Source organism: Haloechinothrix aidingensis, assembly GCF_013450155.1.
GTDB classification, from domain to species: Bacteria; Actinomycetota; Actinomycetes; order Mycobacteriales; family Pseudonocardiaceae; genus Haloechinothrix; species Haloechinothrix aidingensis.
Genome location: NZ_JACCKD010000008.1, coordinates 203,390 through 224,890 on the forward strand (window position 1 = coordinate 203,390; position 21,501 = coordinate 224,890).

Annotated in this window: 21 protein-coding genes; 14 read left to right on the top strand and 7 right to left on the bottom strand. The window is 68.5% G+C overall.

Annotation, left to right across the window (positions count from 1 at the left end; all coding sequences use genetic code 11):
- The first annotated feature begins 14 nt into the window (after positions 1 to 14).
- The 4 genes from cysS to H0B56_RS20030 all read left to right on the top strand — a co-directional run bounded on the left by cysS (position 15) and on the right by H0B56_RS20030 (position 5,160).
- Complete coding sequence (cysS, locus tag H0B56_RS20015) at positions 15 to 1,418, top strand: cysteine--tRNA ligase (protein ID WP_180894636.1); 1,404 nt, start codon at positions 15 to 17, stop codon at positions 1,416 to 1,418.
- Positions 1,418 to 2,374, top strand: a complete 957-nt coding sequence (rlmB, locus tag H0B56_RS20020) for a 23S rRNA (guanosine(2251)-2'-O)-methyltransferase RlmB (RefSeq protein WP_180894637.1) — start codon at positions 1,418 to 1,420, stop codon at positions 2,372 to 2,374. The genes cysS and rlmB overlap by 1 nt, the downstream gene beginning before the upstream one ends.
- A 135-nt stretch (positions 2,375 to 2,509) precedes the next feature.
- The gene (locus H0B56_RS20025; protein ID WP_180894638.1) at positions 2,510 to 3,943 is read left to right on the top strand and encodes an MBOAT family O-acyltransferase; all 1,434 of its coding nucleotides are present in this window, start codon (positions 2,510 to 2,512) and stop codon (positions 3,941 to 3,943) included.
- 572 nt (positions 3,944 to 4,515) lie between these two features.
- Positions 4,516 to 5,160, top strand: a complete 645-nt coding sequence (locus H0B56_RS20030) for a dihydrofolate reductase family protein (protein ID WP_180894639.1) — start codon at positions 4,516 to 4,518, stop codon at positions 5,158 to 5,160.
- 544 nt (positions 5,161 to 5,704) lie between these two features.
- On the opposite strand, the gene H0B56_RS20035 is transcribed toward H0B56_RS20030, so the two are convergent.
- Positions 5,705 to 6,268 (bottom strand): dihydrofolate reductase family protein, encoded by a 564-nt coding sequence (locus H0B56_RS20035; protein ID WP_180894640.1) that lies wholly within the window; start codon positions 6,266 to 6,268, stop codon positions 5,705 to 5,707.
- Between the two features lie 393 nt (positions 6,269 to 6,661).
- Between H0B56_RS20035 and H0B56_RS20040 the strand changes: the two genes are divergently transcribed.
- The 3 genes from H0B56_RS20040 to H0B56_RS20050 all read left to right on the top strand — a co-directional run bounded on the left by H0B56_RS20040 (position 6,662) and on the right by H0B56_RS20050 (position 10,122).
- Positions 6,662 to 7,141 carry a VOC family protein gene (locus tag H0B56_RS20040; RefSeq protein WP_180894641.1) on the top strand — a complete coding sequence of 160 codons (480 nt, stop codon included), beginning with the start codon at positions 6,662 to 6,664 and terminating at the stop codon, positions 7,139 to 7,141.
- Between the two features lie 430 nt (positions 7,142 to 7,571).
- Positions 7,572 to 8,804, top strand: a complete 1,233-nt coding sequence (locus H0B56_RS20045) for a DUF445 domain-containing protein (protein WP_180894642.1) — start codon at positions 7,572 to 7,574, stop codon at positions 8,802 to 8,804.
- An 88-nt stretch (positions 8,805 to 8,892) separates the two neighbouring features.
- On the top strand, positions 8,893 to 10,122 hold the full coding sequence (locus tag H0B56_RS20050; RefSeq protein ID WP_180894728.1) for a DUF445 domain-containing protein: 1,230 nt from the start codon (positions 8,893 to 8,895) through the stop codon (positions 10,120 to 10,122).
- Here H0B56_RS20050 and H0B56_RS20055 read toward each other — a convergent pair.
- The 4 genes from H0B56_RS20055 to H0B56_RS20070 all read right to left on the bottom strand — a co-directional run bounded on the left by H0B56_RS20055 (position 10,085) and on the right by H0B56_RS20070 (position 13,968).
- A complete protein-coding gene (locus tag H0B56_RS20055; protein WP_180894727.1) occupies positions 10,085 to 11,005 on the bottom strand; it encodes a metal ABC transporter permease in 921 nt (306 codons plus the stop codon). The genes H0B56_RS20050 and H0B56_RS20055 overlap by 38 nt on opposite strands.
- Positions 11,005 to 11,820: a metal ABC transporter ATP-binding protein gene (locus tag H0B56_RS20060; RefSeq protein WP_180894643.1), complete on the bottom strand. Its 816-nt coding sequence runs from the start codon at positions 11,818 to 11,820 to the stop codon at positions 11,005 to 11,007. Before H0B56_RS20060 ends, H0B56_RS20055 begins: the two co-directional genes overlap by 1 nt.
- Complete coding sequence (locus H0B56_RS20065; protein ID WP_180894644.1) at positions 11,817 to 12,809, bottom strand: metal ABC transporter solute-binding protein, Zn/Mn family; 993 nt, start codon at positions 12,807 to 12,809, stop codon at positions 11,817 to 11,819. Before H0B56_RS20065 ends, H0B56_RS20060 begins: the two co-directional genes overlap by 4 nt.
- A 199-nt stretch (positions 12,810 to 13,008) precedes the next feature.
- Positions 13,009 to 13,968 carry a WYL domain-containing protein gene (locus H0B56_RS20070; protein WP_180894645.1) on the bottom strand — a complete coding sequence of 320 codons (960 nt, stop codon included), beginning with the start codon at positions 13,966 to 13,968 and terminating at the stop codon, positions 13,009 to 13,011.
- 62 nt (positions 13,969 to 14,030) lie between these two features.
- Here H0B56_RS20070 and H0B56_RS20075 point away from each other — a divergent pair, with 62 nt between their 5' ends.
- From H0B56_RS20075 to H0B56_RS20105, 7 genes are all read left to right on the top strand, one after another.
- Positions 14,031 to 14,600 carry a DinB family protein gene (locus tag H0B56_RS20075; protein WP_180894646.1) on the top strand — a complete coding sequence of 190 codons (570 nt, stop codon included), beginning with the start codon at positions 14,031 to 14,033 and terminating at the stop codon, positions 14,598 to 14,600.
- Positions 14,597 to 15,022: a VOC family protein gene (locus tag H0B56_RS20080; RefSeq protein ID WP_180894647.1), complete on the top strand. Its 426-nt coding sequence runs from the start codon at positions 14,597 to 14,599 to the stop codon at positions 15,020 to 15,022. Before H0B56_RS20075 ends, H0B56_RS20080 begins: the two co-directional genes overlap by 4 nt.
- A 118-nt stretch (positions 15,023 to 15,140) precedes the next feature.
- On the top strand, positions 15,141 to 16,256 hold the full coding sequence (locus H0B56_RS20085; RefSeq protein ID WP_180894648.1) for a LacI family DNA-binding transcriptional regulator: 1,116 nt from the start codon (positions 15,141 to 15,143) through the stop codon (positions 16,254 to 16,256).
- A gap of 153 nt (positions 16,257 to 16,409) precedes the next feature.
- Complete coding sequence (locus tag H0B56_RS20090) at positions 16,410 to 16,901, top strand: carbonic anhydrase (protein WP_180894649.1); 492 nt, start codon at positions 16,410 to 16,412, stop codon at positions 16,899 to 16,901.
- A 67-nt stretch (positions 16,902 to 16,968) separates the two neighbouring features.
- Positions 16,969 to 17,844 (top strand): HhH-GPD family protein, encoded by an 876-nt coding sequence (locus H0B56_RS20095; protein ID WP_180894650.1) that lies wholly within the window; start codon positions 16,969 to 16,971, stop codon positions 17,842 to 17,844.
- Positions 17,844 to 18,830, top strand: a complete 987-nt coding sequence (locus H0B56_RS20100; protein WP_180894651.1) for an N-acetylmuramoyl-L-alanine amidase — start codon at positions 17,844 to 17,846, stop codon at positions 18,828 to 18,830. Before H0B56_RS20095 ends, H0B56_RS20100 begins: the two co-directional genes overlap by 1 nt.
- A gap of 281 nt (positions 18,831 to 19,111) precedes the next feature.
- Positions 19,112 to 19,507, top strand: coding sequence for a hypothetical protein (locus H0B56_RS20105; RefSeq protein ID WP_180894652.1), 396 nt, complete (start codon positions 19,112 to 19,114; stop codon positions 19,505 to 19,507).
- A gap of 73 nt (positions 19,508 to 19,580) precedes the next feature.
- Here H0B56_RS20105 and H0B56_RS20110 read toward each other — a convergent pair whose 3' ends face one another.
- Positions 19,581 to 20,336, bottom strand: coding sequence for a GAF and ANTAR domain-containing protein (locus H0B56_RS20110; RefSeq protein WP_180894653.1), 756 nt, complete (start codon positions 20,334 to 20,336; stop codon positions 19,581 to 19,583).
- 40 nt (positions 20,337 to 20,376) lie between these two features.
- Positions 20,377 to 21,111, bottom strand: coding sequence for a GAF and ANTAR domain-containing protein (locus H0B56_RS20115; protein WP_180894654.1), 735 nt, complete (start codon positions 21,109 to 21,111; stop codon positions 20,377 to 20,379).
- Positions 21,112 to 21,501: the final 390 nt, after the last annotated feature.

A 21,501-nucleotide genomic window follows, 5' to 3' on the forward strand; every position in this document is an offset into this window, starting at 1 on the left:
GTACCCTCTACCACGTGGCTCTTCACCTCTACGACACCGCGACCAGGCAACTTCGCGAGTTCCGGCCCGTGCGCAACGGGACCGCGTCGATGTACCTGTGTGGCGCCACGGTGCAAGATACGCCACATATCGGCCACGTAAGGGGCGCGTTGAACTACGACGTGCTGCGCAGGTGGCTGATCCATAACGGACTCGACGTGTTCTTCGTCCGCAACACGACCGACATCGACGACAAGATCATCACTAAGGCCGAGGCAGCTGGGCGCCCCTGGTGGGAATGGGCGGCCACGCACGAACGCGCGTTCGAGAGCGCGTTCGACATCCTCGGCTGCCTGCCCGCGTCGGCCGTTCCACGCGCCACCGGGCACATCACGCAGATGATCGAGCTGATCACCCGGCTCATCGACGGCGGGCACGCCTACGCCTCCGGCGGGGACGTCTACTTCGCCGTGGAGACCTTCGGCGACTACGGCACGCTCTCCGGCCAGCAACCCGACGAGGTCCAGCAAGGCGAGTCGGCCGCGGACGGCAAGCGTGACCCCCGGGACTTCACGCTGTGGAAGAGCGCGAAACCGGGCGAACCGGCGTGGCCGACCCCGTGGGGGCCGGGCAGGCCCGGCTGGCACCTGGAATGCTCCGCGATGGCGACGACCTACCTCGGCAACGAGTTCGACATCCACGGCGGCGGGATCGACCTGATCTTCCCGCACCACGAGAACGAGCGCGCCCAGTCGCACGCGGCCGGTGACCCGTTCGCGCAGTACTGGCTGCACAACGCCTGGGTGACCCTCTCAGGGGAGAAGATGTCGAAGTCGCTCGGCAACGTGCTTGCCATCCCCGCGCTGCTGGAGAAGGCACGGCCTGCCGAGCTGCGGTACTACCTCGTGCAGCCGCACTACCGCTCCACCATCGAGTACTCGGATGCCGCGCTGTCCGAAGCCGCCCAGGGCTACCGCAGGATCGAGCAGTTCCTGCGCCGCGCGCGGGACCGGGTCGGGCGGATCGAAGCCGGCGCGGTACCCGCGGAGTTCGCGGCAGCCCTCGACGACGACCTCGCCACCCCGCAGGCGTTCGCGGTGCTGCACAACACGGTGCGCGAGGGCAACGCCGCGCTGGACTCCGGCGTCAGCGAGCAGGTCGCCACGCACGCCGCCGCGGTTCGCGCGATGACCGGGGTGCTCGGCCTCGACCCGCTGTCGCAGTTCGGCGAGAACGATGCCGCCGGGGACGCCTCGACAGGGAGGGCGCTGGCCACCCTGGTGGAACGCCTGCTCGCCGACCGCGAGGAGGCACGCAGGCAGCGTGACTTCTCCCGCGCCGACGAGCTACGCGATGTGCTGACCGACGCGGGAGTGTCGGTGGAGGACACCGCATATGGTCCGACGTGGACACTGAAAGACTCGAGCAAGGACATCTGATGGCAGGCAACTCACGGCGGCGCGGCGCGGTCCGCAAACCAGGCACCAAGAAGGGGCAGGTGGTCGGTTCCGGCGGGCAGAAGCCCAAGCGGCTGCAAGGTAAGGGACCGACCCCGAAAGCCGATATGCGGCCGGGCCATCCGGCGCAGCGGCGCGCCGAGGCCAAGGAGCGGGCCGAGAAGTCGAAGGCCAAGAAGCCGGAAGGCCCCGACATCATCGCCGGGCGCAACCCCGTCGTCGAGGCGCTGCGTGCCGGTGTGCCGGGCAACGCGCTGTACGTGGCGTCCGGCGCGGATCCCGATGACCGGCTCACCACGGCCGTGCGGATGGCCGCGGACGCCGATATCGCTGTCCTCGAGGTCTCGCGCGGTGAGCTCGACCAGAAGACCGGCGGGGCCGTTCATCAGGGCATCGGCCTGGCCGTCCCGCCCTACGACTACGCCACACCGGAGGAGCTGCTGCGCGGCGCCAACGAGTCAGGGGACGCACCGCTGCTCGTGGCGCTGGACGGGGTCACCGACCCGCGCAACCTGGGTGCGGTGATCCGGTCCTCTGCGGCGTTCGGGGCGCACGGGGTGCTGCTGCCCGGCCGCCGCAGCGCCGGCGTCACGGCCGTGACCTGGCGTACCAGCGCGGGCACCGCGGCGAGCACACCCGTGGGGGTGGCGACGAACCTGACGCGGCAGCTGCGCTCCTGGGCCTCCGAGGGCCTGATGATCGTCGGGCTGGACGCGGACGGGTCGGTGGACACCGACGCGCTCGAGGTCGCCACAGAGCCGGTGGTCGTCGTGGTCGGCTCCGAGGGCAAGGGGTTGTCCCGGCTGGTTCGCGAGAACTGCGACGTGACCGTCTCCATCCCGATGGCACCGGGTGTGGAGTCGCTCAACGCATCTGTCGCCACCGGCGTCCTCCTCGCCGAGGTGGCCCGCCGCCGACGAGCCGCAGGCCGCACCTGACGTTCGTGCTGTATGACGCTTTCACTCCACATAGCGGACTGAAAGCGTCATTCAGCACACGGGACCGGCACCGGGCGGAGGGGAAGCGGGGCTCCGCTAGGGTCTACGTGCTGAGGCGCGTACAGGGGGCCAGGCATGTCGTTCGCATCACCACTGTTCCTGTGGTACTTCGTGCCCGCCGTGCTCGTCGCCGTCCTGGTCTGCCCCCGGAGCTGGCGCAACGCGATCATCACGGCCGGCAGCCTGATCTTCTACGCGGCAGGCGCGGGTTCGACGACACTGCTACTGCTGTTCGCCCTGGTAGTCAACTACCTGATCGGGCCGCTACTGGAACCGGACCGGTGGGACAGCAACCCGGCACGTCGCCGGTGGCTGCTGGTCGGGGTACTCACGTTCAACGTCGCCATCCTGGTGATCTGGAAGTACGCGGGCTTCGCCACCGAGACCCTGGCGGGTTTCGCGCGACTGTTCGGTGCGGACTTTCCCGTTCTGCACATCGCGCTGCCGATCGCGATCTCCTTCTACACCTTCCACCACATCTCGTACGCTGTGGACGTCTACAGGGGAGAACGCCGCGCCGCGCGCAACCTCATCACCTTCGCCACCTACATCACGATGTTCCCGCAGCTGATCGCCGGTCCCATCGTGCGCTACCGGGAGATCGCCGACCAGCTGCCGCAGCAGCGCCAGCACCGGCTCGACGACATCGCGGCGGGATTCCCCCGCTTCGCACTGGGACTGTGCAAGAAGGTCATCGTGGCCGACTCGCTGGCCCCCGTGGCCGACGCCGCGTTCGCCACCCCCGGCGACGAGATGACCTTCGCCCTCGCCTGGGTCGGCGCGCTCGCCTACACACTGCAGCTCTACTTCGACTTCTCCGGCTACTCAGACATGGCCATCGGGCTGGGCAGGATGTTCGGCTTCCGCTTGCCGGAGAACTTCGCACGCCCCTACTCCTCGGTGACCGTGACGGAGTTCTGGCGGCGCTGGCACATGTCGCTGTCCCGATGGTTCCGCGACTACGTCTACATCCCGCTGGGCGGCAACCGCTCCGGTGCCGTGCGCACCTACCGCAACCTGTGGATCGTGTTCATCCTGACCGGCCTGTGGCACGGTGCCGGATGGACGTTCGTCGTCTGGGGCGCCTATCACGGCGCGCTGCTGATCGCCGAACGCAGGCTCGGCCGCGACACCACGCCCGCCGGCGCGGGCGCGCGAGCGGCCCGCCGGGCACTGACCATGGTGCTGGTCATCGTCGGCTGGGTCTTCTTCCGCGCGGAGGACCTGAGCACCGCACTCGTGATGCTCGGCCACATGCTCACCCCCGACCTGGCCGGGCTCAACGAGGCGGTCGACACCGCACTGACCAACCAGCGCCTGGTCATCCTGCTTGCCGCGGCGATGACCATGGTCCTGCCCGGCCAGCCGGTGACGGGCCCGCTGATCGAAGCGTCGCGGTCACGGCACGCCGCAGTGCTGCGGACCAGCGTGATGACCGTCGGCCTCGGCTACGCCGCGGTACTCATCGCTGCCGGCACGTTCACGCCGTTCCTGTACTACCAGTTCTGACGGCCGGTCGCGAAGACCTGCCGATACTCGACTCACTAGCGCGCTGAACTGCACGTATGGGTCTCGACACTTCTCGCGGGTTCGTGGCACTAAGCACCCTCCGACGGCCTGGAGACTTGTCAAGCCACCTACAAGCGTTCTCAGCTTGGGAACCAGGATGACGGCACTGGAAAGCGGCGCTGAACTGAGAGTGTCCGCTGTTGACCGCCAATTGCCGACGTTAGTCGCCCGTGGATTGCCCGGCGCTCGAAGATCGATCTGGGTGAGGGTTCCCTTGCGAACGTCTTCGCGAGTCGGTAACAGAAGTACCGATGAGTCTTGGTCACAGGGGCGGTCTACCTTGAAAGACTTGAGCAGTAGGAGGTGACCGTGCTGAGTAAGCAGCAGAGCGTCCAGGCATATACGTATGGCTTCGCAACCGGAGACGGTGCTCAGATCGTCTCGTGCGTCAACGACGACCTCGTGTGGGAGTTCAATGGACCGAAGGCCTCTGTCCTCCATCAAAGTCAGGGCGCCCAGCCAAGTGGACTGCCGCCCATCCCAACAATTTCGAGTCGTTCAGGGGGTAGATCATGACGCAGCGGGTCCGAGTGCAGTGCTTCACCGTCACCAGTAACGGGATCGGCGCTGGAGAGGATCAGGACCACAAGCGACCGTTCGGGCATGTGGACCCCAAGGATCTGATGGCCTGGCGTTTCGCGACCGGTAGCTGGATGAACCATAGTGACGTCGTCGGCACGCGTGGGATCGATGACTACGTCGAGCGCGACTATGCGCGCGGCATCGGAGCCGAGATCATGGGTCGCAACAAGTTCGGCCCCATCCGTGGCGAATGGCCAGATCACGAGTGGCAGGGCTGGTGGGGTAACGAGCCACCGTTTCATACGCCGGTGTTCGTTCTCACCCACTACCCGCGGCCGTCATTCACCCTTGCTGATACGACGTTCCATTTCCTGCAAGCGAGCCCGCACGACGCACTGGAACAGGCGAAAGCGGCCGCAGGCGACAACGACGTGCGCATTGGCGGCGGAGTAACGACCGTGCGCGCGTTCCTCGATGCCGGCCTCGTCGACGAGATGCACGTGGCTGTCGCCCCATACGAGGTCAGCCGTGGGCTGCAATTGTGGACTCACCCGGATGAGCTGACCGACCGATTCCACCTCGAACGCGTGCCGAGTTCGAGCGGAGTCGTCCACCACTTCTTCTGGCGCCGATGAGAAGATCGTAAGGTCTATCGGTAGTTGCCACACTTTCCCGTCCCCTTCGCCCTTGCCGATCCGTAGCGCCGTGTCGGCCGGGTCAAGGGTGAGCTTTGCTCATCGCGTAGCGACGCCGTAGGCGCCCTTGTTGGACGCCGGGGAGACGATCACGGCGCTATCCAGCTACCTGGGTCATAGCGACCCCGGCTTCACGTTGAAGACATACACGCAACTGCTGCCGTCGGGCGAGGAACGTACGCGCCGAGCTGTCGACTCGGTATTTGGTCAGGGCCGTAACAACCTCGCCGATGCGGCCTGACGACGGCCTGACATGCTCAATGATCTTCGTTCCTGCAGGTCAGAACCATTGTCTGACCCACTACTACCAGTTCTGACTGCCAGGTCGCGAACACCTGCCGAAGGTCGGGGCGGGCTTTTCGCATTCAGGGGCGATCATGGCGATGCCTGAGGCTGTCCGTCGTTGACCGGTAGGGAGACGTGTCGCAGTGGGACGAGTAGGTAGACCCCGCAGCCGCGCGACGCTCAGGACCGCCCGCGGAAATCAGCGCCTGGTCTCGTACCTGGTCAGCATCACGCCGTCGGGAAACGTCCGGGTCTCCACCAGGCTCAGGTTCACCCAGTTGTCCAGGGCTGTGAAGAACGGCGTGCCGCCGCCCACCAGGACCGGATGGGTGACGATCGTGTACTCGTCGATCAGCCCGGCCCGCATGGCCGCCGCGGCGAGTGTGGCACCGCCGATGTCCATGCGGCCGCCGTCATCGGCCTTGAGCCTGGTGATCTCGGTGACCGCGTCGCCGGTGACCAGGCGGGCGTTCCAGTCGACCGTGCTGGTCGTCGAGGAGAACACCACCTTCGGCATGTCCCGCCAGCGGCCGGCGAACTCGATCTCCGCCGGTGTGGCACCCGGCCGCGTGTCGGCGGTCGGCCAGTGGGAGCTCATCGTCTCCCACAGCCTGCGCCCGTACAGCGCCAGGCCCGTCGCGCCCACCCGGTCGGACCACCACTGGAACAGCTCGTCGCTCGGCACGCTCCAGCCGAGGTCGCCGCCCGGCGCGGCGATGTAGCCGTCCAGGCTCAGATTCATGCCAACGGCAAGTTTGCGCATTGCGTCAGCCTCCCGTGAGTCGGTATTCGGTGTACAGACCAGCACGGCGCGCAAAACTCATCGGTCGGGCCACGCTGCGGGCCGACCGGCCGAGCGTCGGCTGGCCGCAGCGTTGTAGCGCTCCGGAGTGAGATCGGAAACCTCGCCGATGTCGGGTCGAACTCGTCCTGCTTGACCAGCCGATAGCCGAGGCTGGTCGCCCGTGGATTGCCCGAAATTCTGCACGATGGCCTATCCGTGCTTCGCTGTGCCGTAGACCGCGTCCAACATCTCCGACAGCGCCGTCCGTCGCGTGGAATCACCTCGCCTGCCGGCTGCCGCCCGTCACCGATGAGTTCTCGCCCGCGGATCGGTCTGTACCGGTGACGTTGTTCGCGCGCAGAGGAGGTAGCGATGACCGCAAGGGGCTTAACGACGTGTCTGTGGTTCGACGACCAGGCCGAGGAGGCGGCCAACTTCTACACCTCGATCTTCGCCGACTCCAAGATCGGAAAGATCGCCCGCTACACCGAGGCCGGTCCCGGGCCGGCAGGCTCGGTCGTGACCGTCGAGTTCGAGCTCAACGGTCAGAAGTTCGTCGGGCTCAACGGCGGTCCACAGTTCACGTTCAACGAGGCCGTCTCGTTCCAGATCCACTGTGACGACCAGGACGAGCTGGACTACTACTGGAACGCGCTCACCGAGGGTGGCACCGAAGTGCAGTGTGGCTGGCTCAAGGACAAGTACGGAGTGTCGTGGCAGGTCATCCCTGCCGTGCTCGAGGACATGGTCAGCGATCCCGACCCGGAGAAGGCCAAGCGCGCCACCGAGGCGATGCTCGGGATGACCAAGCTCGACATCGCGGCGCTCCAGAAGGCCTACGCGGGAAACTGAGCGCGCGGCCACGCCCTGGTAGGTCCGTGGCGGCTCGCCCGGAGCCGCACAATCCTGTCGCGGCACCCGGCGAGCCGCCACCCCGCGCCCGTCTCGGTGGCTACCCGGGGCCGGCTAGCCGCAGCTTCCGCAACAGCCGCAGCCCGGGCCCGAGCACTTACCACAACATCCACATCCACCCATGTGCGCCTCCGTCACCGTACGTATATGGACAACCGCCATATGCGTACGAAACTACCTGTCGCCGGCAGCGCGCCCACACCGCTGGACGGGGGATCGGCGAGGCCACCCGGAGTCGCCACGTGCCTGCTCCGCGGGCCGCATACGGTGGCGAACTTCCCGCCCGACCGGTGGCACCGCCGCGGTACTACGATCGCCGCATAGCCGGGCGGGACCTCGGCCTCGTGAGGCTGCGACGAAGGAGCGCCAGGTGGACACCGATGCCATCCTCGCCGACCTCGCCGAGCACTGGCCGGTCTACACCGCCATCCCGTTCATCGCCGCGCTGATCGGCTACATCACCAAGCGCGTAGCGATCGAGATGATGTTCCGTCCCCTGGAGTTCGTCGGCGTCAGACCCTTCCTTGGCTGGCAAGGGGTGCTACCGGCCAACGCCGAGCGGATGGCTGCCATCGCCACCGAGACCCTCACCAGGGACCTGGTCGACCCGAAGGAGATCTTCGCGCGCCTCGATCCCGAACAGGTCGTCAAAGAGATCGAAGGGCCGCTGCTCGAGGCGGTCGACGACATCACAAGGGAGGTGATGGAGCAGTACCAGCCGCACGTGTGGGAGGCGTTGCCGCCGAACGCCCGGCGCATGCTGCTGGCCAGGGTGCGCGCGGAGGCCCCCAGGTCGATCACCAAGATCATGCGTCAGGTCGCCGACAACATCGAGGACGTCTTCGACCTCAAGCACATGGTGGTGACCAACCTGGCGCGGGACAAGGCACTGCTGAACTCGTTGATCAGGGACATCTCGCGGACCGAGATGCGGTTCATCGCCAGATCCGGGATCTACTTCGGTTTCGCGCTCGGCGTCGTCCAACTGTTCGTGTGGGCGTTGACGAAGGAACCGCTCGTCATGCCGGCCGCCGGGTTCGTCATCGGCTGGGTCACCGACTGGCTCGCACTGAAGATGATCTTCCTGCCGCGCGAGCCGAGGACGTTCCTCGGCGTCTACCGCTGGCAGGGCGTGTTCCAGAAACGCCGCCACCAGGTAGCCGCCGACTACGGGGACATGATCGCCTCGCGGATCATCACCGTGCCCAACATCCTCGAGACCATCCTGCGCGGCCCGAAGTCGGACCGGCTCTTCGACATGATCCAGCGTGAGGTGCAGCGCACCGTCGACGGCCAGGCAGGCGCCGTCAAGCCGGTCGTGGCGTTCGGCGTCGGCACGCGGCGCTTCCAGGACATGAAGCGGGCCGCCGCGGCGAAGGCCATGGACCGGCTACCGGAGACCGTGCACCACGCGGAGGACTACGCCGTCGGTGCGCTGGACGTGCGCAACACCATCGTCGAGCGGATGCGCGGCCTCGGGCCGATGCAATTCGAGGCCTTGCTCCGCCCGGCGTTTCGCCAGGACGAGTGGAAGCTCATCATGGTCGGTGCCGTGATCGGCGGGCTCGTCGGCGAGCTGCAAGTCCTGCTTATGCTGCACTGACACCCACCAGCGGGGTGCCGGGTCCGTGCCTGCGCCTGCCGGATACTGTCCTACCTGCGAGCAGCTCGGCTACAAGGGAGGCAGCGAGGTGAATGTCGACGCCGTCGTCACCGACCTCGCCGGGCACTGGCCGGTCTATGCCGCCATCCCCTTCATCGCCGCGCTGATCGGCTACGTCACCAACCGGGTGGCCGTCGAGATGATGTTCCGCCCCCTGGAGTTCACCGGGGTCCGGCCATTCCTCGGCTGGCAAGGGGTGGTGCCCCGGCACAGGGCAGGCATCGCGGCCGTCGCCGCCGACCTGCTGACCCGGAAGCTGCTCGACCCCGGTGAGGTCATGGCCGCCGTCGACCCGAACCGGCTCACCAGGGAGATCGAGCAGCCGCTGCTGCACGCGATCGATCACATCTGCCGCGACGTGCTCGCCGAGACCCAGCCACGGCTGTGGGAGTCGCTGCCGCCGATGGCACAGGACCTGGTGGTCAAGCGGGTGCAGGCCGCCGCTCCCGCGATGGTCGCCGACCTCCTCGAGCAACTCCGCGACAACGCGGGCGATGTGCTCGACCTTCAGCACATCGCCATCGAGCGTCTCAGCCGCGACCCCGGCGTGCTGGTGCGCATCCTGCGTGACCTCTGCGCTCCGGAACTGAGCTACATGGCACGTTCCGGACTCTACTTCGGATTCCTTTTCGGACTCGTCCAGTCCGTCGCCGTCGCGGTGACCAAGGAGCCGCTGATCATGCCGGTCATCGGGTTCGCGATCGGGTTCGCGACCAACCGGCTTGCCATAACCATGGTGTTCCGCCCCAGCACACCCGTCCGATTCGGACCCGTACGCCTGCACGGGCACTTCCACCGCAGGCAGGATCGGGTCGCGGCGGACTACGCCGAGGTGATCGCCCGCGAGGTGCTCACCACCGGCACGCTCATGCACGCCCTGCTGCGCGGGCCGCAGTCCGACCGGGTCTTCGTCATGCTGTACCGGGTCGCGGCCACGGCCGTCGCCGAGCACGCCGACCAGGCACGTCCGGTGACCACGCTGGCGATCGGTGAACAACGCGCGCGGCGGATCGCCTACGCCGCCGCCACCGAGGCCATGGCGCGGTTCGAGGAGACAGCACGGCACGCGGAGCGCTACCTCAGCGAGGCAGCCGACATCGCGGGCCTGGTCGAACGGCGCACCCGCCTGCTCGGCCCGCGAGACTACGAGGCGTTGCTCCGCCCGGCGTTTCGCAGGCACGAGTGGAGACTGACCGTCACGGGCGGGGTCATCGGCGGGCTCATCGGCCAGCTGCAGGCGCTGCTGCTCCTGCCGTAGCGGCCCCCTCCGAAGCGTCCGCATCCTTCCGCCTGCGCACCCTGGCGCGCAGGTGTTCCACCAGCCGGCAGGACAGGTAGATGGCGAACGAGATCGCCGTGACGAACGCGCTGATCGGCACCCCGGGAGCCAGGGAAAGCACGATTCCCCCGAGCACAGCGAGCTCGGCGAAGGCGATCGCGAGCACGATGGCACGCGTGGGGCTGGACGTCACCCGGCAGGCCGCTGCCGCCGGCGTCACAAGCAAGGCCAGCACCAGCAGCATCCCGACCGTCTGCACCCCCAGCGCCGTCGCGATGCCGACGAGCACCGCGAACAGCGGAGTCAGCAACGACACCGGCACCCCGCGCGCCGCCGCCACGACCGGGTCCGCGCTCGCGAACAGCAACGGCCGGTACAGCAGCGCGAGCACCCCGAGCACGGCCACCGTGCTCACCGCGTACACGGCGAGGTTGGTGCGGTCGATCGAGATGACCTGGCCGATGAACAGGCCCAGCTGCGTATGCGCGCGACCGGGGTACAACCACAGCAGCAGCACCCCGACCCCGAGACCGAACGCCAGGACGACGCCGATCACCGAGTCGCGCTCCGCGGACCTGCCGCCGAGGATGCCGAGTAGCAGCGCGGCGAGGACCGCACCGGCGATCGCACCGTACTCGACGGCCACGCCCTCGAACACCATCCCGAGTAGCAGCGCGGCCGCGGCGCCCGTGAAGGCCAGTTCCGCCGTGCCGTGCACGGCGAACGCCATCCGGCGCATGACGATCAACGGCCCGAGCGCGCCTGCCACCAGTCCGAGCAGCGCGGAGGCGAGCAGCGCGTGCCGCACGAAGTCCAGGCCGAGCAGCCGCAGCGTGAGCTCGATGTCGAAAAGGTTCTCCATCACAGCACCCGTTCCTCGACGTGATGCGGCTCGTCCTCGCAAAGCGCGACGTGCGCTCCGGCCACGTGGATCTGGCCCGCCAACCGGACGACCTCGATCTTCGTTCCGTACAGACTGGACAGTGTCGCTGAGTTCATCACCTCGTCCGGCGTGCCGACCCGGAAGTCACCGTCATGCAGGTAGAGCACCCGGTCGACATACGGCAACACTGGGTTGATCTCGTGCGTGACGAACACGACCGCCGTGCCCGCACTGCGCCTGCGGCGTTCGATGAGCTCACCCACCACCCCCTGGTGCGTCACGTCCAGGGAGAGCAGCGGCTCGTCGCACAGCAGCACGCTCGGCTCGCCCACGAGGGCCTGGGCCACGCGCAGGCGCTGCCGTTCCCCACCGGAGAGGCGCGTAATCGGCTGCTCGGCGAAGGGCGTCGCACCGACAGCCCGCACCGCCTCGGCCACCCGCCGGTCACGCTCCCGCTTGCCACGCAGTCCCAGTCCCCACCGGTGGCCGTCGAGTCCGAGCCCAACGAGGTCGACCCCCCGGACGGCGGGCGCCTCCTCGGTCGTGCCCTGCTGGGGGATGTACCCGATCGCCGGGCCACGCCTGCGGTGCTGCAGGGCGGGGAAGCGGACCGACCCCGCGGACAGGCTCAGCTGCCCGAGCAGGACCTTGAGCAGGCTGCTCTTCCCCGACCCGTTGGGTCCGAGCACCGCAATGAACTCGCCCGCACCGATGTCGAGATCGAGGCCCGACCACAGGGACCGTTTCCCGAACGCCAGGCCCGCGTCCCGCATCTCAACCGCTGTTGCCGTCATTCCTCCACCGCTGTCGCCAGCGTGTCCAGCTGGTTCGATATCCATTCAGCGTAGCCGGAAACGCCGTCCGGCAACGTCTCGGTCATGTCGACGACCGGGATGCCCGCGCTCTCCGCCTCCGTCACGAGCTGGCGGGTGACGGGCGACTCGGTCTGCGGGTTGTTGATCACGACGTCGACGTCGCCGCTCTCCAGCGCCGTGAGCACCTCGTCCTGCACGGCGGCCGACACGTCGGACTGCGTCTCGATGGCGTCGGTGAACTCGGTCGGGGTGATGTCCTCGGCTCCGGCCAGCTCCAGCAGGTACTCGGCGACCGGCTCGGTGGCCAGTACTGTCAGGTCGGGGTGTGCCTCGCCCAGCTTCTCCGCCTGCCCGGCGAGCTCGTCGAGCTCGGTACCGAACGCGGCAGCGTTCTCGGCGAACTCCTTCCGGTTCTCGGGCCGCAGCTTTCCAAGCTCATCGGCCACGGTCCCGGCGACGGTCCGGACGGTCTCGAGGTCGTAGAACACGTGCTCGTTCACGCGCAGGTCGTGGTGATGCCCGTGCTCGCCCTCGTCGCCCTCCTCGTGCTCACCCTCGTCCTCGTGCTCGTCGCCGTCCTCGTCCGGGGCATGGCCGGACAGCTCGAGGGCATCCACCGCCACCAAGCCGTCCTCCTGCTCGACGAACTGCTCGGCGAAGTAGTCGTATCCCCCGCCGTTGTAGAGCACGAGACTGGACTCGGCGATGATCAGCCCGTCCTCCGGCGTGCTCTCGTAGGAGTGCAGGTCGAGCGCGGGGTCGGTAATGATCGACGTGACCTCGACATGTTCACCCCCCACGGCGTCGAGCACGCTGCCCCACACGTCGGTGGACGCCGCGACCGGCACCGTGTCCCCGCCGGAGGCCGCACCGCCCTCGTCCGTGCCACACGCCGCGGCGGCGAGCGCCACCACGCTCACCGTCACGGCCGTTGCCCGCACACGGCCCACGCGTTCAATCCTGGTCACCACTGCATACTCCATCAGTCCGGGTGCGTGCCGGTACCGCCCCGACGACCCGGCTACGCGCATTAATGGAAACGGTTGTCAATTCAGCGTACCTCATTCGGATGACGATGCCGAGTTGGCGCAACAGCCTGTGCGGGCGACCGCGATACTTGCCAGGTCACCGGCGCAGGCGCGGTTGGCCGAGGAACGCGCCACGCCGTCAGCCCGGCGCACCGGCGCCCGCACGGGCCAGCCGCTCGGCCAGTGCCGACACGTGGGCGCGCAGCTCGGCGGGCTCATGGATATCGAAGTCCACGCCGAGCACCGCGATGTGCATGGCCGCGACGTCGAGCGAGTCCGCTCCCGCGACCAGCTCACAGGTCTCGGTGTCGATGGCGGACAGCACCACGGCCTCGGCCGGAACGCGTTCAGCCAGCGTCGGGGCCGGGCCGTACAGCCGGACGCGCACGCGGTACCGGTACGGGTGGATCGAGATCGACTCGTGGACGTAGGCCTCCGCATCCGGAGCCTCGACCGCGCTGAACCGCCGCCCCGTGGGCCGCGGCTCGGCAAGACGGTCCACCCGGAACGTCCGCCAGTCCTGCCTGTCCACGTCCCAGGCGAGCAGGTACCACCTGCGGCCGGCGAGGACGAGACGGTAGGGCTCGACGTGCCGGGAGGTGTCGACCCCGGCACCGTCGCGGTAGTTGAAGCGCAGCGCCTCGGACCGGTGACACGCCCCCGCGATCAGCGCGATGGTCGCGGTGCCGACGGTCGCACCGTGCGGGGTCACCGCCGAGGTCGTGGTGGCCACGGCGCTGACCCGGCTCCTGAGCCGCCTGGGAAGCAGCTGTTCCAACTTGCCGAGCGCACGTACCGACGAGTCACGGTCGCCCGAGCCCGCCACGCCGGGCGACGAGGCGAGGGCTACCGCCACGGCTACGGCCTCGTCCTCGTCCAGCAACAGCGGCGGCATTCTGGCCCCCGGGCCGAGCCGGTACCCGCCGTGCTCACCGGTCCGCCCCGTCACCGGGTAGCCCAGCTCCCGCAGGCGGTTCATGTCCCGCCGCACGGTGCGAGGCGTGATACCGAGCTCGGCGGCCAGGTCCGCGCCCGACCACTCCTGCCTCGTCTGCAGGAGCGACAGCAACTGGAGCAACCGGGCAGCCGTGGTCTGCACGACACCATTCTGGCACCGATTGCGGACCGGAACTGTCCGCAATCGCGTCTAACGTGCTCACCATGGACACCGACACCGCATACCAGCTGCATCGCCAGCTCGACTGGCACTGGAAAGAACACCTGCGGCCGCGGCTGGACGGGCTCACCGACGAGGAGTACTTCTGGGAGCCGGTCCCGGACTGCTGGAACGTACGGCCACGGGGAACGAGCCAAGCTCCGATCACCGGGGGAAGCGGGGAGTACACCATCGACTTCGCGTTCCCGGAACCCGACCCACCACCCGTGACCACGATCGCCTGGCGGCTCGGGCACGTGATCGTGGGAGTGTTCGGGGTCCGGGCCGCATCGCACTTCGGTGGCCCCGCCGTGGACTACCAGAGCTTTACCTACGCGGGAAGCGCGCGGGAGGCACTGCGTCAGCTCGACGAGGCGTACGCCGCATGGCAGGCGGGCGTACGCGGGCTCGACGGGGCCGCGCTCGCGGCACCGGCCGGCGAGGCCGAGGGCGAGTGGGCCGCGCGTCCGATGCTGGAGCTCGTACTGCACATCAACCGGGAGGCCATCCACCACGGGGCGGAGATCCTGCTGCTCCGGGACCTCTTCCGGCAACGACGAGGAGACACCCCATGAGCATGCAGATCACCTTCGACGCCAACGACCCGAGAGCTCTCGGCGCGTTCTGGGCCGAGATTCTCGGCTACCGGGAGCAACCGCCCCCGGAGGGCTTCGACAGCTGGGACGCGTTCCTCGACTCCGTCGGCCTGCCCGCCGACGAGCGGGACAGGGCTTATGCCATCACCGATCCCGAAGGCCACGGCCCTCGCGTGTTCCTGCAGAAGGTGCCCGAGCCGAAGAGCGCCAAGAACCGGGTGCACCTGGACGTCAACGTCTCGAACCACGCGGACCCGCTCGACGACCGCAAGGCCGCTGTCGCCACCGCTGTCGAGCGGGCGAGATCGCTCGGGGCGACCAGGCTCCGCGAGGTCGACGAGGTCATCGGCTACTGCGTGGTCATGGCCGACCCCGAGGGAAACGAGTTCTGCCTCCAGTAGGAGGGCGCCGGCAGGCGGGAGACCCATCCCCCGTCTGCCGGCTTGTGCATAACCCTATGGGAACGAATCACGCGGGTCTGGCTTCTGGAACGCCTTCTGAACCGTTACGGTTCCAGACATGAGCCGACCGATACGCACCAGACGGCAGGCGACACTGGCGTCGCTCGCCGCCGAGCTCGGCGTGTCACGCACCACCGTCTCCAACGCGTACAACCGGCCCGACCAGCTCTCCCCCGAACTACGCCGCCGGGTGCTCGAAACCGCGCGCCAGCTGGGTTACCCGGGGCCCGACCCGGTCGCTCGCTCCCTCCGCACCCGCAAGGCAGGCGCCATCGGGTTGCTGCTCACCGAGAACCTGTCCTACGCCTTCCGCGACCCGGTGGCGCTCGGGGTTCTCGAAGGTATCGCACTGGCATGTGAGGACTCCGGCACCGGACTGCAGCTGCTCCCGGCAGGCCCCGGAAACGAGGACGTCTCCACCGTGCACAAGGCCGGGGTGGACGGCTTCGTCGTGTACTCCGTCCCGGACGACGACCCCCACCTCTCCGGCGTCCTGCAACGCCCCGTCCCCACCGTGATCATCGACCAGCCGCTGATCGACGGCGTCGACCGCGTCGGTCCGGACGACGCCGCCGCCATGACCGCGATGGCCAACCACGTCGTCGAGCTCGGACACCGCTCGATCGGCGTACTGTGCATGCGGCTGTCCCAGGACCGCAACGACGGGCCTGCGCCGCTGTCGCGGCAGCACCAGGCGCACTACCACACCCAGCGCACCCGCCTCAACGCACTGGCCACCACGTTCAGCAACGTGGGTGTCGAGTGGTCCACGGTGCCCGTCATCGAACGCTTCGACCACACCGTCTCGGACGGCGCGACCGCGGCGGCGGAGCTCCTCGACGCCAACCCCGAAGTCACCGCGCTGATCTGCACCTCGGACATCCTCGCGCTCGGCGCGCTCGAGGAGGCCCATCGCAGGGGGCTGCGTGTCCCGGCCGACCTCACCATCACCGGCTTCGACGGGATCGCCGACGCGCAACGAGCCGGGCTGACCACGGTGCACCAGCCCGTCCAGGACAAGGGGCACGCCGCGGGCAGCCTGCTACTCAACCCCGCCCGCAAGACCAGCACGGTGCCGGGCTCGGCCCAGGTCATCACGCTGGACACCGAGCTGAAGATCGGCACGACGTCGGCGCAGCCGCGCACGACCGAGCAGCACTGGTTCGGCCCCTGACCGCACAGCACGGCACCGTCGCGGGGCGTGTCCCGATCCGGGTTATGCGCCGGTGAACATGACCTAGGTCTAAAACGGTTGCCGGGACGCGCGCAACGGGCTGCAATATGTAGTCGAAGCCATACCGGACAACAGCAACGTGGAGGAACTCCGGTGACAGCGACCGACGAGCTGATCGCCCGCAGCGAGGCACGCGCCGAGGCCGAACCGGCAGCGGACTCCTCTCCCGTGCCCGCACTGCACGTGGCGATCGTGACGTGCATGGACACGCGTATCAGCGTCCCTGACCTGTTCGGGCTGAACCGGGGTGAGGCACACATCCTGCGTAACGCGGGCGGCGTCGTCACCGACGACACGATCCGTTCGCTCGCGCTGAGCCAACGCAAGCTGCAGACCCGCGAGGTCGTCATCGTGCAGCACACCAGCTGCGGGCTCAACACGGTCACCGAGGACAGCTTCAAGGACGAGCTCGAGGCCGACACCGGGCTGCGCCCCACCTGGGCCGTGGAGGCCTTCGACGACGTGCACGGCAGCGTCCGCCGTTCCGTGCAACGCGTCCGCCGCAGCGACTTCCTCCCGAACACCGGCCTGGTGCGCGGGTTCGTCCTCGACGTGCACTCCGGGAAGCTCACCGAGGTCGGCTGACCGCCGCCCGCGACCGGCCGGAGCGCCGGCGGGCTGTCAGGGGAGCCCGGCTACCATCGCTCCTACCATGAGCATCGACACCGACACCCTCCTCGACTGGTACGACCACAGCGCGCGCGACCTACCCTGGCGCTCACCCGACTGCTCGGCATGGGGCGTCCTGGTCAGCGAGATCATGTTGCAGCAGACACCGGTCGCCCGGGTGTCGCCGGTCTGGCAGGAGTGGATGCATCGCTGGCCCGTACCGTCGGCGCTCGCCGCCGCGAGCCAGGGCGAGGTGCTGCGAGCATGGGGCAAGCTCGGCTACCCGCGCCGGGCACTGCGCCTGCACGAGGCCGCGGCCGCCATCGCCGAGCAGCACGGTGACGTGGTCCCGCAGGACGTGCCCACGCTGGAGGCCCTGCCCGGCATCGGCACCTACACCGCCCGCGCGGTCGCCGCGTTCGCCTACGGCAAACGGGTTCCGGTTGTGGACACCAACGTCCGCAGGGTCGTCGCGCGGGCGGTACACGGCTCCGCGGACGCGGGACCATCGGCAAGCAAGGCCGACCTCGCCGATGTGGACGCGCTGCTGCCCACTCCGGACAGCCGCGCGGCGCGATTCTCCTCAGCCCTGATGGAACTGGGGGCCCTGGTCTGCACCGCGCGCGCACCGCGCTGCCAGGACTGCCCGCTGCTGCCGGACTGCGCCTGGCAGCGCGCGGGCCGGCCGGCCTACGACGGACCCGCGAAGCCGGTGCAGCGCTTCGCCGGTACCGACAGGCAGGTGCGCGGGCTGTTGCTCGACGTCCTGCGGGACACCGATGAGCCCGTTCCGAAAACTCGCCTCGACACGGTGTGGCCACAGGACGGACAGCGGGATCGGTGCCTAGACTCCCTGCTAGCGGATGGGCTGGTCGAACAGGTAGAGGACGGAAGGTTCGCCCTGCCAGGGGAGCAATGATGGGCACAGGCGCACGACGAACCCGCCGGTGGGTGCTGCGTGGCGGTCTCACCGCGACGGCGGTCGGCGCGACCGCGCTGCAGGTGCCGGCGGCGAGCACGGCGGGCACCACGGCACGAGAACCAGCCGTGTACACCACCACGCACTGGGAGGCCCGCGAGCCGGCGGAACCGGTCCCGGTGCTCGACCACCCGCCCACCTACATCGTCGTGCACCACACCGTGAAGCCGAACAGCTCGACCGACACCTCCCGCGGCAGCGCGTTCGAGATCTCCCGCGCCATCCAGAACTTCCACATGGACGGGCGCGGCTGGATCGACACCGGCCAGCAGTTCACAGCCAGCAAGGGCGGGTACCTCACCGAAGGGCGCCACCGCAGCCTCGAGGTCGTGCGCCGCGGCAGGCAGCACGTGCACGGCACCAACGTCGCCGAGCACAACCACGAGGTCGTCGGCATCGAATGCGAGGGCGACTACCGGGACGAGGACGTACCGGAGCCGCTGTGGGACGCGCTGAGCGATCTCGTCACCTACATCGCTTACCGGTACGACATCGCACCGGAGCTGATCAAGGGGCACCGCGACTTCAGCAGCACGCAGTGTCCCGGGGACGTCCTCTACGCCCGCCTCGACGAGCTACGGCAGGAGGTCGGCGACCGGCTGGGCAAGCCGGTGGGTAGCCAGACCGAGTGGCCGCTGCTCCGGCCGGGCGACCAGGGCGAGGACGTGCGGACCGCCCAGCGCCTGCTGCGCGCGAGGGGTGCCAGGGACGTGCAGCCGCACGGGATCTTCGACTCCGCGACACGCGACGCGGTCGCGGACCTCGCCCGCGAGCACGGCACGCTGGACCGGTCCTGCTGCGGTAGCGCGCACGCCGACGAACTGGGCATGCTCGGCGCGGACCTGTGGCCGAAGCTGGTCACCGACCAGCGCTCCACTGTGGGCTGGAAGGACCACCTGGCCCGGCTGGTCCCCCGCTCCCGCTGAGGGTGCGGAGCACGACCGCGAGCCTGGCCGAGCGTGATCACTCGGCCGGGAGGCGAGCGAGCGCTTGCCTCCCGGCCCGGCCGAACCGCACCGGCGGATCCGCCGAGTTCAGGCACATCGGACAGCCCCGGTACACGTATACAGTGCCGGCTCGCGAGGCTATAATGGATGAGCGTTGTCGATGGGCCTTGCCAACTGTGCTCGTCACTTCAAGGAGCGTCGCTCCGGACCCCGGCGGCCACCGTATGTCAATACGTGCGTGATTCCGCCGGAGGTATGGCATGATCATCCCCGACTTACCGGCCCCCAGTACGACGGCACGGCTCTCGATGGTGGCCTGCGAGCATTGCGCGAAACGACTCACGGCGGACGAGTACGTCGAGGTGACGGTTCCTGACTCCGGCTACTTGCACCCGGATGATCGGGACCAGGACGGCCGCCGCGTCACCTACGCGTGCTCGACCGAGCATGCCGAAGCGCTGGTAGAGAGGGGTACCAGGGCGTGGGTCGATGAGCAGCTCTGGGCACGGAGGGTACAACGCGTATCGGCGTACTGGCGCACTCATCGCATGACCCTCGATCAGTTCGCCAGACGCGCCGGCCTGACGTCCGCGCAGCTCGATCGGGCCCTCCGCTGGCGCATGGGCGCCCGGGCCGACTCCGCTCAGCGGTCATAGCCGCACCTCGCGCCGGCAGACACCTGAGCCGTGGGTCGACGGGGGGATGCGCGAACGGGTGTGACCCGTTGATTCACCGGTGCCGCGCCTGGAACCGGGCCACCTCGTCGGCCTGCACCCGGTCGTGGAGCACGGTAGCCGCGAGACGCTGCAGTCCCATGTTGTGCGAACGGGCGTAGTCGCGAAGCAAACCGAAGGCAGTATCGACCTCGACATCGGCGCGTTCGGACACCACACCCTTGGCCTGCTCGATGGTGATCCGGCTGTTGAGCGCCCCCTGCAGTTGCTCGACGACAGTCTCGCTGCGGGCCAGCGCTCGTTGCTGCACGATCCCGATCGAGGCGACATCAGCCAGCGCCTGGGCGAGACGCTCGTCGTCGGCGGAAAGTTCGCCCGGGGCGGAGGAGAACATGTTCAGCGCGCCGACGCGATGCTCCCGCAACCGCATGGGAACCGCGTATACACCGTGGAATCCCTGCTTACGTGCTTCGGTGACGAACTCCGGCCACTTGTGCTCGCAGGTGGAGACATCGGCGACGGTGACCGGCGCGCCGGTGCGGAACGACTCCAGGCACGGCCCCGACTGGTCTGCTTCGAGCTGGACCAGCTCCACGAGCCGGGCTTGCTCGTTGGACGAAGCCAGCAACCGCAGCGTGCCGCGCTCGTCGGTGAGCAGCAAGCCGGCCGCAGCGACCGGCAGCAGCTCCACGCAGTACGCGGCGAGGCGGTGCGCCAGGTCGATGACGTCGTAGTCGGCGACCATCGCGTGCGCCAGATCGGCGAACGTCAGCAGCAGCGCCTGATCCCGTTCGAGCGGCTGACCTAGCATGATGTCTCTCCTTGGCGCTGTTTCAACGCGTATTCGGTGTTCATTCGGGCATCAGCTCATCTCCGGTGAAGCGCAGCCGGCGCGCGACCACGTCGGCTCCGACATCCTCCAGCGACCTGCCGTACCGGAAGGCATGGCCACGCAGCCGCACGAACGCCTCCTCGACGGAAGCCTCCAGCTGCGCGGAAACCATGCCGACAGCCTGGTGCACGTGCGGGTGATAGTCGACGACCGCCTCGGTCAGCCAGGACCGGTGACCGTTGCCGTCGACCTCCTTCGCCTGGGCTTGCAACAGCGCCAGCGTCACCGCTTCGGCGACGACGAGGGCGTTGACGACTTCATCCAGTGGACCTGCCCGGGACCGGTAGCACCCCAGTGCACCGAAGCTGATCGCCCCCAGCTGCAACGGGAAGGTGAACAGTGCCCGCACGTCGGTGGTTTCCACCGATTGGACGAACATCGGCCATCGCGAGCGTGCGTCCTCCGCGAGGACGTCCGGGACGAGCACCGGCTGGCCGTCTTCAACAGCCGATATGGATGGACCTTCACCCAGCTCGAACTGGAGGTCTTCCATCCGGTGCCCGATCGCGCCACTCGCCCCGAGCAGGACCCTGCCCCCTGCCTGACGGCCGCTCATCAGCGACACCCCCACTCCGTCGATCGGCAGAGCCCGGAGGCACGCGGCGCACAGCTGACCGGGAAGCGCGGACGGGTCGGACACTTCGGCAACGATCTCCAGGAGAGTATCGGCGAGCCGCGCCCTATCCACCGTCATGGGATCCGTTCCGGTAGTGTGCGGTACCCGCCGACGACAAATCCGGAGCGAGATATCTGGGTTGGGGCGACATACCCGAACCTGCCTGGCTGGCTTCCATTGTATGCTTCACGCGACACCTCGACGAACCAGAACACCCTTGGGTCGATCTTGCCGAGACGCGGGCCTCTGGCGCGTGTCACTACGTCATGCAGCGGGGGTAGGCGGCCCGGCGCCGGCTGTCCGGCTCGCACGGTTACGGCCGCGGTGCGCGCCATCGAACCACGACTCCCTGCACATGCCTATCGGAACAAGCGCCGGGGTCTGGGGCGTCACCTGAGTACCTGCGGTGGGCAGGCCTTGGGGCCGAAGTCTACGCAACTACTGTGCGGTAGTCACTCCGAGTGCTCC